10 protein-coding genes and 1 pseudogene are annotated in these 15,952 nt (G+C 62.6%); 6 read left to right on the top strand and 5 right to left on the bottom strand.

The genetic code is table 11. From position 1 onward, the window contains the following. The 3 genes and pseudogenes from K0F85_RS28740 to ppc form a co-directional block, all read right to left on the bottom strand. Positions 1–538, bottom strand: a pseudogene (locus K0F85_RS28740) (HAF repeat-containing protein); the annotation flags it as partial. Positions 539–593: 55 nt separating this feature from the next. After that, complete coding sequence (locus K0F85_RS12195) at positions 594–2,360, bottom strand: PAS domain S-box protein (RefSeq protein WP_219116274.1); 1,767 nt, start codon at positions 2,358–2,360, stop codon at positions 594–596. A 177-nt stretch (positions 2,361–2,537) separates the two neighbouring features. Further along, the gene (gene ppc, locus K0F85_RS12190; protein WP_219116273.1) at positions 2,538–5,378 is read right to left on the bottom strand and encodes a phosphoenolpyruvate carboxylase; all 2,841 of its coding nucleotides are present in this window, start codon (positions 5,376–5,378) and stop codon (positions 2,538–2,540) included. A gap of 240 nt (positions 5,379–5,618) precedes the next feature. On the opposite strand from ppc, the gene hemC reads away from it, so the two are divergent. The 4 genes from hemC to K0F85_RS12170 are packed head-to-tail and all read left to right on the top strand — an operon-like array spanning position 5,619 to position 9,756. Continuing rightward, positions 5,619–6,629, top strand: a complete 1,011-nt coding sequence (gene hemC, locus K0F85_RS12185; protein ID WP_257572718.1) for a hydroxymethylbilane synthase — start codon at positions 5,619–5,621, stop codon at positions 6,627–6,629. Beyond that, positions 6,622–7,404 carry a uroporphyrinogen-III synthase gene (locus K0F85_RS12180; RefSeq protein WP_219116272.1) on the top strand — a complete coding sequence of 261 codons (783 nt, stop codon included), beginning with the start codon at positions 6,622–6,624 and terminating at the stop codon, positions 7,402–7,404. Before hemC ends, K0F85_RS12180 begins: the two co-directional genes overlap by 8 nt. Next, positions 7,401–8,555: a uroporphyrinogen-III C-methyltransferase gene (locus tag K0F85_RS12175; protein ID WP_219116271.1), complete on the top strand. Its 1,155-nt coding sequence runs from the start codon at positions 7,401–7,403 to the stop codon at positions 8,553–8,555. Before K0F85_RS12180 ends, K0F85_RS12175 begins: the two co-directional genes overlap by 4 nt. Positions 8,556–8,559: 4 nt before the next feature. Then, the gene (locus tag K0F85_RS12170; RefSeq protein ID WP_219116270.1) at positions 8,560–9,756 is read left to right on the top strand and encodes a heme biosynthesis protein HemY; all 1,197 of its coding nucleotides are present in this window, start codon (positions 8,560–8,562) and stop codon (positions 9,754–9,756) included. An 86-nt stretch (positions 9,757–9,842) separates the two neighbouring features. Here K0F85_RS12170 and K0F85_RS12165 read toward each other — a convergent pair whose 3' ends face one another. Continuing rightward, complete coding sequence (locus K0F85_RS12165) at positions 9,843–12,269, bottom strand: membrane-bound PQQ-dependent dehydrogenase, glucose/quinate/shikimate family (protein ID WP_257572717.1); 2,427 nt, start codon at positions 12,267–12,269, stop codon at positions 9,843–9,845. Between the two features lie 624 nt (positions 12,270–12,893). Between K0F85_RS12165 and ppa the strand changes: the two genes are divergently transcribed. Continuing rightward, positions 12,894–13,436 (top strand): inorganic diphosphatase, encoded by a 543-nt coding sequence (ppa, locus tag K0F85_RS12160; RefSeq protein WP_034758697.1) that lies wholly within the window; start codon positions 12,894–12,896, stop codon positions 13,434–13,436. A gap of 51 nt (positions 13,437–13,487) precedes the next feature. Here ppa and K0F85_RS12155 read toward each other — a convergent pair whose 3' ends face one another. Further along, positions 13,488–14,621 carry a GNAT family N-acetyltransferase gene (locus K0F85_RS12155; RefSeq protein ID WP_219116396.1) on the bottom strand — a complete coding sequence of 378 codons (1,134 nt, stop codon included), beginning with the start codon at positions 14,619–14,621 and terminating at the stop codon, positions 13,488–13,490. Between the two features lie 90 nt (positions 14,622–14,711). On the opposite strand from K0F85_RS12155, the gene K0F85_RS12150 reads away from it, so the two are divergent. Beyond that, a partial coding sequence (locus tag K0F85_RS12150; protein ID WP_257572716.1) for an NAD+ synthase occupies positions 14,712–15,952 on the top strand: 1,241 nt, incomplete at its 3' end.

Raw genomic sequence — 15,952 nt, 5'->3', positions numbered from 1 at the left:
TGTTCAGGCCGCTGGCATAGCTGCTGGCGCCGCCCAGGGTGCCCAGGTCTTGCAGGCTGTGGTCGGCTTTCGTGACAAAGGCGTGGAAGTCGCCGCCGCTGGTATCGGCATAGCCGGCCACCAGGCCGTCGCGCGTGATGGCTGTGGCATAGCTGCTGGTGCCGCCCAGCGTGCCCAGGTCGCGCATGCCGCCCGCGTCTTCAAAGCGGAAGGCATGCCAGGCGCCAGTGGCGGTCTGCGCCGAGCCTACCACCACGCCATGCATATTGATGGCCTTGGTGTAGCCTTCATTGCCGCCCAGGGTACCCAGCTCGCGGATGCGGCCATGCTGAAACGTCACGGCGCGGCGTCGTCCTTCTTCCTCCATGATGATGCCGGCTACCAGGCCAGCCGGGTTCAGGTCGGACGCGATGCTGCCATTGCCATCTTTTTCACCAAAGCCGCGTTCGGCATAGATGGTGGCGCTGGCTGTGGGGACGGCAGCCAGCAGGAGCAGGCCGAGCAGTAAGGCAGGGAGGCGGGAGGAGCGTGGCGGCATGATAGTTTCCTCAAAGAAAAAACCTACTATACTTTCATTTATCAAAAATACATACTTAATTTGCTACTGTTTTTGGTAATTTTTGCATTTCACCATGCTCTGCTTGGGCGGCAGCCTGCCGCGGCAAGTGGATGGCCAGCGCCGTGCCCCGGCCAGCCTGGCTTTGGATGCGTAGTTCGCCGCCCAGTGCGTGGACGCGTTCGCGTATGCTTTTCAGGCCGAAGGCGGCCTTCTTGCCGTGGTCGTCCGGCTGCATGCCGATACCGTTGTCGCTGATGCGCAGCACGACGGCGTCCGCGTCTTGCGCCAGCGTCACGTCCACTGCGCTGGCCTGGGCGTGGCGCACGATGTTCGACAGCGATTCCTGCAACACGCGGAAGATGGCCGACGTCTGGCGCTGGTCCAGGCCCAGGTCGGGCGCCTCACTGTCGAAAGTGAGGCGGTAGCGGATGGTCCCGCAGCTCTCCATCTGGCGGATCAGCCATTCGGCTGCCGGGCCCAGCCCCAGCTCCAGCGTGCTCGGGTGCAAGTCATTGATGATGCTGCGCACCGAGCCGATGGTGGCGTCGATGGTGTCGAGCACGCGCTGCGCGTGGCGGTGCAGGCGCGGGTGGGAGGCGGCCGTGCGCGCGTGGAGCAGCGACACATCGATGCGCAGCACCATCAGGTTCTGGCCCAGATCGTCATGAATGTCGAGCGCGATGCGTCGCCTTTCCTCTTCCTTGATGGTTTGCTGATGGTCGCTCAGTTCGCGCAACTGGGCCAGAGTGCGCTGCAGGTTTTCCTCGTTGCGCTTGCTGTCGGTGATGTCGACGGCCATGGCGATGATCATCTGCGGCCGGCCGTCGGCGTCAAACACGGGTTTCTTGTGGGTCTGCAACAAGCGATTTTCCTGCAACTGCGCGTTCCATACCAGTTCTTCGCGTATCACCACCTTCCGGCTGGCAAACGCTTGCTGGTCCGTCGCGTGGAAACCCGCGTTCTGTTCCTCGGCGATGTCTTGCTGGCGCACGCCCCATTGCTGTTCGCAGGCCTGGTTCATCAGCACGACGCGCGAATCGGCATCTTTCAGGTGCAGCGACAGGGGCATCATGGAAATGATGTCCTGCAACCGCTCTTCGCTGCGCGCCAGGGCCGCTTCCGTTTGCGCGCGCATGGCGATTTCCGCCGATAGCTGGACATTGACATCGAGCAACTGGGCCGTGCGCAGGGCCACGCGGTTTTCCAGCTCGGCATGGGCGATGCTCAAAGCGTGTTCGGCCCGCTTGTGTTGCGTGATGTCGCTGGCCATGACCAGTGCACCCGTCAAGGTGCCGTGCCGGTCGTACAGGCGGCGTCCGCTGAGCATCGCCCAGCGCTCTGTACCGTCGCCATGCCGGTATTGCAGCTCTCCCATGCAGCTATCCTTCTCCGTCTGGAGTAGCGGGCACAGGCGTAGCAAGCTTGCTTCATCGTGGAATTCGCTCATCTTGTGTCCCAGCAGCTTTTCAGCCGGCAGGCCCAGCATGTCGCACAGGCGCTGGTTGATATGCAATATCGTGCCCTGCGCATCCGTTTGCCACATGCCGTCCTGCGCCGTTTCGCTCAGGTCGCGGTAGCGCATGGCGCTGGCGTCGAGCTGCGAACGCGTGCTGGCGAGGTAGGCGCGCAGCCTGCGCGTCAGCCAGACGATAGCAACGGCGGCGGCGGCCAGCAGCAGGGCCAGCCAGACATGTTCCCAAAAGTCGCGTTCCGGCCAGGCTGCGCCGGCCAGCCAGCCCAGCAGGATCAGGATGAGGGCGGCGCATGCCGTACCCAGCGTTTCAATCGACCATTTGCTCATCGGCGTCCCTGGCGTCATGGTTGGCCGCTGCGGTGCGCATGGGGCCGGAGTGGGGAAGGTGTCAGCCGATAGTGTAATACCAATTGTTGCTTTATTGAGAATATTTTGCCATTGAGCAAGCAAAAGGGCCGGCCCTTGCGGTGCCGGCCCCTGCCTGCCAAGATTAGCCTGGCCTTGTCAGCCCGTGTTGCGCAAGCCCGCCGCCACGCCGTTGATCGACAGATGGATGCCGCGGTGCACGCGCTCGTCGATCTTGCTTTCCGCCGACAGGGCGCGGTTGCGCTTGATTAATTCCACCTGCAAGTGGTTCAGCGGATCGAGATACGCGAAGCGGTTCTGGATCGAGCGGGCCAGCAGCGGATTGCCTGTCAGGCGCTGCGTATTGCCGGTGATCAGCTCCAGGCAGCGCACGGTGTTCTCATGTTCGTCCGTGATGCGCTTGTAGATGCGTTCGCGCAAGTCCTGCTCCGTCACCAGTTCCGCATAGCGCGAGGCAATTGCCAGGTCCGTCTTGGCCAGCACCATGTCCATGTTCGACAGCAAGGTGGCAAAGAATGGCCACTCGCTGTGCATGGCACGCAGGGTGGCGATCCTTTCATCTTGCGCCGCGCCTTCGGCCTGCTTGATCCAGGCCGTGATGGCGCTGCCGAAACCGAACCAGCCAGGCAGCAGCAAGCGGCACTGGCCCCAGGAAAAGCCCCAGGGAATGGCGCGCAAGTCTTCGATGCGCTGGTTGGCCTTGCGCGAGGCGGGGCGCGAACCGAGGTTCAGTTCGGCGATTTCCGCAATCGGTGTGGCCGAGAAGAAATACTCGGTGAAGCCCGGTGTTTCATACACGAGGTGGCGGTAGGCGTGGTAGGCGAGGTCCGACAGTTCCGCCATCACGGTTTCGAAGCGCGCCAGCCGGCTAGCGTGCGCGGGACTGGCGGCCTGCGGTGCCAGGCTCGCTTCCAGGGTGGCCGCTACCAGCAATTCCAGGTTGCGCCGGCCGATTTCCGCGTTGGAAAACTTCGAGGCGATGATCTCGCCCTGTTCCGTCAGGCGGATCTGGCCGTTGACGGTGCCAGGCGGCTGGGCCAGGATGCCTTCGTAGCTGGGTCCGCCGCCACGGCCTACCGTGCCGCCACGGCCGTGGAACAGGCGCAGCTTGACGCCGGCCTTCTGGAAGTCGGCGACCAGCGCCAGTTCCGCCTTGTACAATTCCCAGTTCGAGGTAAGGAAGCCGCCATCCTTGTTCGAATCGGAATAGCCAAGCATGACCTCTTGCAACTGTCCTTGCTTGGCGATCAATTGCTTGACCAAGGGCAAGGCCATCACCTGGCTCATGATGCCGGCTGCGCGCTGCAGGTCGGGTATCGTCTCGAACAGGGGAATGACCATCAGTTCGCAGCTGCTGTCGCCCGCTAGCCAGTCGGTGCGCAGCAAGCCCGTTTCCTTTTGCAGCAGCAACACTTCCAGCAAGTCGGACACGGTTTCCGTGTGCGAAATGATGTAGTTGCGGATAGCCCGCGCGCCGTAGCGCTGGCGAATGTCGCGCGCGGCGCGCAAAATCGCCAGTTCGGAATCGGTCTCGGCGGTGTAGCGGATATAGGGCGAGTACAAGAGGCGCGGCTGGGCCAGTTCATTGAGCAGCAGCGCCTGCTTGTCTTCCTCGGACAGGGAGGCATAGTCGGCCGCTACGCCGCTTTGCGCGAACAGGTCGGCCAGCACTCTTTCGTGCACGTCCGAAGTCTGGCGCATGTCGAGCGAGGCCAGATGAAAGCCGAAGATGTCGGCCGCGCGCGTCAGGGAGGCCAGGCGCGGGCGCACCAGAGCCGCGCCGTGGTGCGATTCGAGCGAGGCGACGATGGTGCGCAAGTCGGCGACAAACGCGGTCGCGTCGGCATAGGCGGCGGCCGGACCGACTTCCTTGCGCAGGATGTTGGTGGCGCCCAGGGCGCGGGCGGTGGCAGCCAGGCGCGCGTAGATGCCGATCAGGGCACGGCGGTAGGGTTCGTCGCTGCGGTGCGGCGAAGCGTCCGGCGACTGGTCTGCCAGTGCCTGCAATTCGACACTCACGCCCACCATCAGGGTCGAGACGGATAATTCCGCACCCAGCGCATGCACTTCGTCGAGGTAAAAGTCGAGGATGGTGGTGGCGTGGCGCGCCAGCGCGTGCTGCATGGTGCCCGCATTCACGTTGGGGTTGCCGTCGCGGTCGCCGCCGATCCAGCTGCCCATCTGTACAAAGGCGGCGTTGATGGCTTCGATGGTGCCGTCGCCGTTCGGGTATTCGGCGGCGATATCGTCCTCGATATCGTCATACAGGCCCGGCAGTTCGCGCAGGAAGGTGATGCGGTAGTAGGACAGGGCGTTTTCGATCTCGTCGGCCACCGTCAGCTTCGAGTAGCGCAGCATGCGCGTCTGCCACAGGGTGGCCACGCGCGAGCGCAGCAGCTGCATATTGGCTTGCCGCTCTTTTGGCGTCTGCGGCAGGTCGCGCTCGGCCAGCAGGCGGGCGATGTCGTGCTCGGCGTCGAGGATGCTCTTGCGCTGCACTTCCGTCGGGTGGGCCGTCAGCACGGGGGCGATCAGGGCGTCCTGGAAGAAGGTGTCGACGGTCTTGCGCGGCACGCCGGCGGCGCGCAGTTTTTTCAGTGCGTAGCTGACGCTGCCCTTTTGCGCGGGCGAGCCGGCCAGCAGGTGGGCGCGGCGGCGGCGGATGTGGTGTTGATCTTCCGCAATGTTGGCGAGGTGCGAAAAGTAGGAAAAGGCCCGCACCACGGAAATCGTCTGTTCGCGGCTCAGTTCTTTCAGCATGGCGTCGAGTTCCAGGGCTGCGCCCGCGTCCGCTTCGCGGCGGAAGCGCACGGACGTCTGGCGTATGGTTTCCACCACATGGAAGACGGCGTCGCCTTCCTGTTCGCGCAGCACGTCGCCCAGCAGGCGGCCCAACAGGCGGATATCTTCTTTCAGCGGCGCGTCCTTGTCGGAGCCGGCCACCGGGACTATTTCTGGTGCTACTGCGTCATTGAGCATAATAAAGAACCAAAGTAAGTGTAAAAGCAAGGGAATGGGGATCGCACCGGGCGTTTGGCCGCAGAGGGGGAGGGGCGCATGATAAAATTTGTGGTCTTGAACATGGACGCTAGCCTGACTTGGCCGTATAGGCAAAGGGATAACGATTATAGCGACGCCAGGCGCGATTTCGATACATATCGGTATCGCGCCGGGCGAAATGGCAACGATAAACGACAACGACAGCGAAAGAACCTTGTTTTGAAAGCATCCGAATTGACCCCGAATGAATTGACGCCGACGATTCCCGCCCGCCTGGTGATCGCCACGCGCGAGAGCCGTCTTGCCATGTGGCAGGCTGAACACGTGCGTGCGCGCCTTGCCGCCCTGTATCCACAGTGTAGCGTTGAAATTCTCGGCATGACCACACGCGGTGACCAGATTCTGGACCGCGCCCTGTCCAAGGTAGGCGGCAAGGGCCTGTTCGTCAAGGAACTGGAAGTGGCGATGGAAGAAGGCCGCGCCGACCTGGCCGTGCATTCGCTGAAAGACGTGCCGATGGAGTTGCCGGAGGGCTTTGCCTTGGCCGCCATCCTCGAACGCGAAGACCCGCGAGACGCGTTTGTGTCGAACGATTACGCCAGCCTGGCCGAGTTGCCGCATGGCGCCGTCGTCGGCACCAGCAGCCTGCGCCGCCAGTCGCTGATCGCCGCGCGCTATCCGCACCTGACGATACTGCCCCTGCGCGGCAACCTCGATACGCGTTTGGGTAAGCTCGACCGTGGCGACTACGCCGCCATCATCCTGGCCGCCGCCGGCCTGAAGCGCCTGGGCCTGGCGTCGCGCATCCGCGCCGTGCTGGCGCCGGAAGACAGCCTGCCGGCCGCCGGCCAGGGCGCCATGGCGATCGAAATCCGCAGCGGGCGCGTGGACGGCGCCGACCTGGTGCGCCTGCTGGCGCCGCTGAACCACACGGCCACGGCGCAAGCCGTCACGGCCGAGCGCAAGGTATCGAAGATCTTCGGCGGCAGTTGCCAGATACCGCTGGCCGCCTTTGCCACAGTCGAGGGCGAACAGATGCGTTTGCGCGCCATGGTCGCCACGCCGGACGGCGCGCGCATGGCCAGCGCCGATGTGAGCGGCCCGGCCAGCGCGCCGGAACAGCTGGGCGAGCAAGTGGCCGAATTGCTGCGCGGTCAGGACGCCGCCGGCATCCTCGCCTCGTGTGCCGTCACGCCAGACCAGCATGAAGGCCTGGCGCCACATGCCTGACAGCGTGGTGATCACGCGGCCTGCGGCGCAGGCGGGGCCGCTAGCCGCCAGGATCGCGGCGCTGGGCTTGCCCGTGACACGATTGCCGCTGCTGGAAATCCACGCGCTGGACGGCGAAGAGGAGTGCGCGCAGTTGCAGGCCGTGCTGGCGCGCCTGCGCGAATATGACCTGGTAGCGTTCGTCTCGCCGAACGCCATCGATTGCGTCTTTGCGCACTTGCCCGCCTGGCCGTCGGGCGTGCCACTGGCCGTGGTGGGCGAAGGCAGCCGCCTGGCATTGGGGGCGCACGGCGTCACGGAGGCGAACGCCAGCATCACCAGTCCGTTTGACATGGCGCGCAGCGATTCCGAGCATTTGTTGCTGGCGCTGGACTTGCCGGCCCTGCGCGGCAAGCGCGTGCTGATCGTGCGCGGCGATGGCGGACGCGATCACCTGGCCGACGGCTTGCGCGCCGCCGGCGCCGAAGTCGAGTTCGTCACGGCCTACCGGCGCAAGGTGCCAGAACTGACGCCGGCCTTGCGGGCGACCCTGGAAAAGCTGTTGCAGCATAATAATGACTGGATCATCACCAGCTCGGAAGCGCTGCGCGGTTTGCTGGCGCTGCTCGAGGAATTGGATGATCAAAAGATAGTTGTTGCAAAAATGCAACAGCAGCATCTGATCGTCCCGCACGCCCGTATTGCACAAACGGCGGCGGCCCTGGGTTTTGCCCGTGTCACCTTGACAGGATCAGGCGACGCAGGAGTGCTCGCCGCGTTACAATCACGACCATGAACGAAATGCCTACACTCTCCGAACCGAATGCAACGCCTGGCGGCGCCGTGAAGACGGCGCCGCAGGCGGCCGACCAACCCGCTGGCCGCGCGCCGAGCTTGCTCGAACAGCTGCAAAAGCCCATGAGCATCGCCGTCATCGTGCTGGCCGTGCTGCTGGCTGCGCAAAGCTGGTCGACCAGCAAGCAGATCCGCAACCTGCGCGAAGAAGTCGCCAAGCGCCTGCAAAAGGGCGATGTCAGTAATGCCGAAACGGGCGTGCTGGCGCGCAACGTGCAGGAAGGCACGAAAGAGCTGCAAATCAAGGTGGGCGCGCTGGAAAACCGCCAGAGCGAAACACAAAGCCAGCAGCTGGCCCTGGAACAACTGTACAACGACTTGTCGAAGAACCGCGACGAATGGGCGCTGACGGAAATCGAGCAAGTGCTGTCGACGGCCAGCCAGCAGCTGCAACTGGCCGGCAACGTGCCAGGTGCGCTGATCGCCCTGCAAAACGCCGACCGCAGCCTGTCGCGCTCGGACAAGCCGCAATTCATCACCATCCGCCGCGCCATCGGGCGCGACATGGAAAAACTCAAGGCCCTGCCGAGCGTCGATTCGACGGGCGTGGCCCTGCGCCTCGATGCCGTGATCGCCCAGATGGACTCCCTGCCGATGCTGTCCGACGAAACGCCGGCCTTGCCGGCCGCGCCGGAAAAACCGGGCAAGGCCGGGGCCAAGCCGGTGCGCGATGCCAGCGGCAAGCTGGTGGGGCCGCCGGCGCCTGAGCCACTGCTGCAAAAAGTGCGCGCCGGCTGGGATACCTGGAGTGGCGACATGTGGGCTGACGTGCGTCAATTGATACGCATCCGCCGCGTCGATACGCCGGAAGCGCTGATGCTGTCGCCGACGCAAGCGTATTTCTTGCGTGAAAACGTCAAGCTGCGCCTGCTCAATGCCCGCATGGCCTTGTTGTCGCGCAATGAAACGGCGTTCCGTAACGACTTGATTGCTGCCCAGGATGCGCTGGCCAAGTATTTCGATACCCGCGCCAAGAGCACGCAGACGGCGCAAGCCCTGCTGCGCCAGGTGCAGGGCAGCAACCTGGCCATCGAAATGCCAACCTTGTCCGACAGCCTGACGGCTGTGCGCAACTACAAAGCGAAGTCCTGAGCCCATGCGTCTATTTCTCTGGTTACTCGCCCTGATGGCTGCGGCGATCGGTATCGCCGTGACGGCCCGTTTCAATCCCGGCAACGTGGTGCTGTTCTATCCGCCTTACCGCATCGATTTGTCGCTGAACTTCTTCCTGCTGCTGCAGGTGTTGCTGTTCGTGCTGCTGTACCTGCTGGTGCGCGCCGTGCGCGCCACCGTGCGCATGCCGGCGCAAGTGGCAGCCTACCGCCAGCGCAAGCGTGAGCGCGATGGCAACAAGGGTTTGCGCGAAGCCTTGAAAGCCCTGTTTGAAGGCCGTTTCGGCCATGCCGAGAAGGCCGCCTTGCGCGCCGCCGAGCTGGACGAAAACGCCGGCCTGGCCGCGCTGATCGGCGCGCGCGCCGCGCACCGCATGCGCCAGTCCGAGCGCCGCGACAGCTGGCTGGCCCGCGTCGAAGGCGATGCCAGCCTGAAGACGGCGCGCCTGATGACGGTGACGGAATTGCTGGTCGACGACCACCAGCCGGAAGCGGCCCTGGCCGCCGTGCGCGAACTGAACGCCAGCGGCACGCGCCATATCCACGCGCTGCAATGGTCGCTCAAGGCCGAGCAGCAGGCGAAGAACTGGCCTGAAGTGCTGCGCCTCGTGCGTTCGCTCGACAAGCACCGCGCCCTGCATCCGGCCCTGTCGTCGCGCCTGCGCGAACTGGCCTACGACCATTTGCTGTCTGACCCCTCGCATGACGCCGAATCCTTGATGCGCGTGTGGTCCACCGTGCCGAGCGCGGACCGGGTCAAGCCGTATATCGCCTGCCGCGCCGCCACGGCCCTGAATGCGCGCAGCTTGCATGATGAAGCGCGCCTCGTGTGCGAAGAGTCGCTGGCCGCCGACTGGGACGAGCGCGTCGTGCGCGCCTACCGCGAAGCGGCGGCCCCGAGCGGCACGCCGGCGCTGCTGCTGCAGATCGAACATTGCGAGCAATGGATGAAACAGCGTCCGCTGGATGCGGAACTGGCGTTGACCCTGGGCACCTTGTGCCTCAAGCAAAAACTGTGGGGCAAGGCCCAGCGCCACCTGGAGCAAGCTTTGTCCGACGCGAGCGAGCCGCAAATGGTGCGCGACGCCCACCTGAAGCTGGCGCAGATGCACGATGCCTTGCAGCAAACTGAACAGGCCGCCGCGCATTACCGGCAATGTGCCTTGGCCACCATCCTGTAAGCGACTCGCAGACGTAAAAAAGCCGTTCAGTGCAGACTGAACGGCTTTTTTTGCGCTGCTATCTTGCTAATTTACTTCTTCGACCTTTACTTCTTCGGTACCGCAGTGCCTTCCGGCAAGGCATACGCGACCAGTGTGTCGCTCATCTTGGTGCCCAGCGAACCGTGGCCGCCGGCCATGACGACGACGAACTGGCGTCCCGACTTGTTCGACACATAGCTCATCGGCGTAGCCTGGCCGCCGGCTGGCAGGCGGGCTTTCCAGATGACCTTGCCGTTGCTGACATCGTAGCCGCGGATGTAATAGTCGAGCGTGCTGCTGAGGAAGGTCACGCCGCCACCCGTGGTGACCATGCCGCCCAGGCTGGGCACGCCCAGTGGCAGGGGAATCGGCACGGGACCGCTGTCGCGCGTGGTGCCGTTCTTGTGCATCCACACTTTTTTCATGGTGCGCAGGTCGACGGCGGCTACATAGCCCCACGGCGGTGCCTGGCATGGGAAGCCCAGCGGTGACAAAAAGGCCTTGATTTCCACGGCGAACGGTACGCCCGTCTGCGGTTGCAAGCCCATTTCTCCGCCCGTACCGCCCTTGGCCGTCGTTTCGGCGCGCGGCACGAGTTTTTCCAGGAAACCCATGTAGTCGGGATTGACAATCAACAACTGGCGCACGGGGTCGATGGCCGCGCCACCCCATTCGAAGATGCCCAGCGGGCCCGGCGAGATGACGGCACCGTTGCCAGCCGTTTGCGGCGTGAACGGGCCTTCATAGCGGCGTTCCTTGAAGATGATGCGGCAAGCGAGTTGGTCGAACGGCGTCGTGCCCCACATGTCCGCTTCGCTGATATTGCGTTCTGGCAAGAACGTCAGGGCCGAGAAGGGCTGCGTGGGCGACAAGGTGTCGCCAGCGGCAGGATTGCTCGTCGGTACGGGTTTTTCCGGCGCCGGCACGACCAGGCTGCCATCGCGGCGGTCGATCACATAGATATCGCCCCGTTTTGTCGTCGCCACCACGGAAGGGACCTTGCCTTTCGGCGTGTCGATGTCGACCAGCGAAGGTTGGCCGCCGATATCCATGTCCCAGATATCGTGGTGCACGGTCTGGTACACCCAGCGCACTTTGCCGCTGGCCAGGTCCAGCGCGACGATGGCGCTGTTGAATTTCTCGCCATTCTTGTTGCGCTTGCCGCCCCAGGTATCGGGGGTTTCATTGCCCATCGGAATGTAGACCATGCCCAGCTTTTCATCGATGCTGGCCACGCCCCACGAATTGGGCGAGTTGTTGGTGTAGTGCTTGCCTTCAGGGAAGGGCTTGGTATCTTCCGGCGTGGCCGGGTCCCAGTTCCACATCAGCTTGCCCGTGACGGGATCGTAGCCGCGGATCACGCCCGACGGTTCTTCCGTCGAATGGTTGTCCGTCACGCTGGCGGCGATCACGGCCACGTTTTGCGCCACGGCTGGCGGCGAAGTCGGCATCAGGAAACCGCGCTTGATCATGGCCATGTTTTTATACAGGTTGACGACGCCGTTGTCGCCAAAGGTTTTGCACGACTCGCCCGTATCGGCATTGACGGCGATCATGGTGCCATCCATGGTCGGCGCCAGGATGCGGCGCGGGCATTCCATGCTGGCCGCTTCGGGGGCGGGATTATTCTTGGCGCGGCCCGCGTTGACGTCCCAGTAGGCCACGCCACGGCAGATCATGTGCTGGTAGCTGGCCGCATCGCGGTTGATCTTCGGATCGTGGCGCCAGATTTCCTTGCCCGTGTCCGGGTTCAGGGCGATGACGATATTGTGCGGCGTGCACAGGTAGAGCATGTCATTGACCTTCAGCGGCGTGACTTCGTTGGCAATCTCGCCCGGGTCGTTCGGGCCCTTGAAGTCGCCCGTATGGTAAGTCCAGGCTTCTTTCAGGCCGGAAATGTTGGCCGGGGTGATTTGCGCAGCCGGGGCATAGCGGTCGCCATAGCCGGAGCGGCCATACGCGGACCAGTCGTTGGGTTCGACGCCGGGCGCCAGGTCGCCGGTAGCGGTGGCGGCCATGTTTTCGGCTGGCACGTCGCCATGCAGGTCATGATAGTCCTGGAACAGGGCGATGACGCCGGCGATGACGGTCAGGGCCACGGCGGCGCTCAAGGCCGTCCTTCCCACTTGCGGCTGTTTCGCTGCGGCAGGCGGGGCCAGGCGGCGGCTGACGAAGGGCAGCAGCAGCCAGACGGCGGCTGCAAACCAGATATCTAGGCGCGGCAGCAACTGCCACCAGTCGAATTTCACTTCAATGACGGACCAGATGAGGGTGGCGATCAGCAGCAGTGCCACGCAAGGCTGCGCGCTGCGCCTGCCCTGGAACACCAGGGCACCGGCGACGAGCATGCCTATGCCGGCCAGCAAGTAGTACCAGGAGCCGCCGAGCGTGGCCAGCCAGATGCCGCCGCCCAGCAGGGCGAGGCCAAACAGAATGAAAATAACGCCGGTGACCTTTAATAAAGGCCCGGGCCGGAAGGAGGGAATCATCATATTCCTTTTTGCAAGGATTTATCGGTGGCGCGTGATGCGCCATATTGAATTCAGGGAAGGCGTCGATTGCAGAATATACAAAGTTTGGAATCACAAGAATGTTACAGTTTATCAGAATTGATGAATGTCTTCTGCTTGTGCCATTTTTTGGCAGGGTCGCCATTTGAATCAAATAAATTCTGCAAATAATGGCACAGTTTATGCTGGATGAGGAGTTTGTCGGGCTGGAGAGGTGGCAAGCAGGGCATGTTGAAACGCTCGCGCAACGATGCCGATGTATCGCGCAGTGAAAGACAATCAAGCTGTTGTTATAATTGACTGCAAAAAATGCAATTCCGATCAGTATAACCAAGTTTATGGAATGGTGATATTGAAATGGAAATAGCCAGATAATGTAGAGGTATTAAATAAGAGTGCCGGTAGTATTACTTAGGTGTTTGTACTTATTATTATCGATGGTCTGTTTATTTTCTCGGTGGCAGGCTGCGCGTGCCGACGGGCCCTGCATGCCACTGTTGTTCGCATGGCGTGCAAAACGCCGGCGCGCCGCTGCTGCATCGCACAAGCTGCCTGTACTTCGCTATAATTGCGCGGTTAAAACACCATCCGCTAATGAGGAACCCCATGAGTTTGAATAACGTCTCTTCCGGCCGCGACCTGCCGAACGATTTCAACGTCGTCATCGAAATCCCGATGAATGCCGATCCGATCAAGTACGAAGTCGACAAGGAAAGCGGCGCGATCTTCGTCGATCGCTTCATGGGTACCGCCATGCATTACCCGTGCAACTACGGCTACGTGCCGAACACCCTGTCGCCGGACGGCGACCCGGTTGACGTGCTGGTCATCACCCCGTTCCCGCTGATCCCGGGCGTGGTCGTGCGCTGCCGTCCTATCGGCGTGCTGAAAATGACCGACGAGTCGGGCGAAGACGCGAAAGTGCTGGCCGTGCCAGTCGACAAGGTCCTGTCGATCTACAGCCACTGGCAAAAGCCGGAAGACTTGAACGAACTGCGCTTGCGCCAGATCCAGCATTTCTTTGAGCACTACAAAGATCTGGAAAAAGGCAAATGGGTCAAGATCGACGGCTGGTATGGTCCTGAAGTGGCCAAGGAAGAAATCTTGAACGGCGTCGCCGCGTTCAAGGCAGATGCCGCCAAAGCATAAGAACACCCACTTGAAAAACGCTCCCCGCCAGCCATGGCCGGGAGCGTTTTTTTATGCGCGAAACGGACTGTGTTCGTTCAATTCATCGAGGTAGGCATCGATGCCGCCCCGTTCGCGTTCGAGGAAGCGCTGCACGGCGTCGGCAAAGGCCGGGTGCGCCAGCCAGTGGGCGGACCAGGTCTTTTGCGGCAGGAAGCCCCGCGCCATCTTGTGCTCGCCCTGTGCGCCGCCCTCGAAGGTGGTGATGCCGTTGGCGATGCAAAACTCCAGCGGCTGGTAATACGCCGTCTCGAAATGCAGGCAGGGAACGTGCTCAAGCGCGCCCCAGTAGCGGCCGTACAGGGTGTCGGCCGTGTGGATCAGCAGCGAGGCGGCAATGGCCCGGCCTTCGCGCTCGGCGATCACCAATAAAATGTTCTGCGGCATGCTGGCGCCGATGCGCAGGAAGAACTCCAGCGACAAATAGGGTGACGAACGGTGTTCTGCATAGGTATTGCTGTAGCAGCGGTGGAACAGTTTCCAGTCGGCCTGCGTGGCGTTGCTGCCCCGCACCTGGCGCAGCGTCACGCCCGCTTCCTGCACCTTGCGCCGCTCGGCGCGGATATTCTTGCGCTTCTTGTGTTCCAGGGTGGCGAGGAATTGCTCGAAATGCGTGTAGCCGGGATTGAGCCAGTGAAACTGCACGCCACTACGCATCAGGTAGCCGGCTTGCGCCAGTTGGCGCGCCTCGCTTTCCGGCGGGAACAGGATGTGGCAGGAAGAGACCTCGCTGGCTTGCTGCTGCGCTTGCAGGAAGGCCAGCAGGGCGGCGCGCGCCTCGCCATCGCGGGCCAGCAAGCGCGTGCCGCTGACGGGCGTAAACGGTATCGCGGACAACAGTTTCGGGTAATATTCGAGGCCATGCTGCTGATAGGCGTCGGCCCAGGCCCAGTCGAACACGTATTCGCCATACGAGTGCATCTTCAGGTACAAGGGCAGGGCGGCGGCCAGGGTCTCGCCTTGCCACAGCACCAGGTAATTCGGCTGCCAGCCCGTCTCTGCACTGGCGCAGCCGGACTCATGCAGCGCGTGCAGGAAGGCATAGGAGAGGAAGGGATTGGTGTCCGCCTGGCTGGCCAGCAGTTCAGACCAGGCCGTTTCGCCAATTTCAGCCAGGGTAGTGACGATAGCCGTGCGATAATTCATTGTTGTAGTGTGCATTCATCACTCTCGGGGCGCCACCGTCGGCTTGCGCGCCCCTGTCTTGTTTAATAGAACGAAATATCCATCATCATCATGACAGTCAAAGTCGCAATTGCTCAAATGAATAGTACGGTCGGCGATCTGGCCGGTAACCGTGCCAAGATCTTCGACCTTTCCCGTCGCGCCTTTGAAGCGGGCGCCGATATCGTGCTCACGCCGGAACTGTCGCTGGTCGGCTATCCGCCCGAAGACTTATTGCTGCGCAATGCATTCTACGCAAAAACGCAGGAAGCGTTTGCCGGACTGGCTGCCGACCTGGCCCAGTTCAAGGATTTGCACGTGGTGGTGGGCTTGCCCCTGCAAGACGAGAAGGGCGTGCGCCACAATGCCGCCTCCGTGCTGCTGAACGGCGAAGTGCTGGGTACCTACCGCAAGCACGACTTGCCGAACACGACCGTGTTCGATGAAAAGCGTTATTTCATGTCGTCGGACCAGGCCTTCGTGTTTGGCGTGAAGGGAGTGCGTTTCGGCATCAATATCTGCGAAGACACGTGGTTCGAGCACGCGCCCATGCGCGCCCGCGCGGCCGGTGCGCAGGTATTGCTGGTGCCGAACGGCTCGCCGTATCACATGAACAAGCAGCATTTGCGTTATGAAACCATGCGCAAGCATGTCAGTGCGCAAGGCCTGGCCCTGGTCTACGCTAACCTCGTCGGTGGCCAGGATGAGCTGATTTTCGATGGCGACTCGTTTGTCATGGATGCGGCCGGCACGATTTGCGCCCAGCTGCGCCATTTCGAGGAAGACTTGCAGCTGGTCGAGTTCGACGGTGCGACGCCCGTGCCGCAGGCGCTGGCCGCGCCGTTGACGACGGAAGCGCAGGTGTACCAGGCGCTGGTGCTGGGCGTGCGCGACTACATAGGCAAGAACGGTTTCCCTGGCGTGCTGATCGGCATGTCGGGCGGCGTCGATTCCGCCCTGACGCTGGCCATTGCCGTCGATGCGCTGGGCGCCGACAAGGTGCGTGCCGTGATGATGCCGTCGCAATTTACGGCCGATATCTCGTGGATCGATTCGCGCGACATGGTAAAACGCCTCGATGTGCGCTACGATGAAATCCCGATCAAGCAAACTTTCGACGCCTTCCGCGCCACCCTGGCTGACGAATTCGCCGGACTGGCGGAAGACGCGACGGAAGAGAACATCCAGGCGCGCATCCGCGGCACTTTGCTGATGGCCCTGTCGAACAAGCATGGCAGCATTGTATTGACGACCGGTAACAAGAGCGAGATGGCCGTCGGTTATTGCACCCTGTACGGGGACATGGCGGGCGG

This window comes from Janthinobacterium sp. UMAB-56 (genome assembly GCF_900095265.1).
Taxonomy (GTDB): Bacteria; Pseudomonadota; Gammaproteobacteria; order Burkholderiales; family Burkholderiaceae_D; genus Janthinobacterium.
This window is presented reverse-complemented; position numbering and strand designations above follow the sequence as displayed.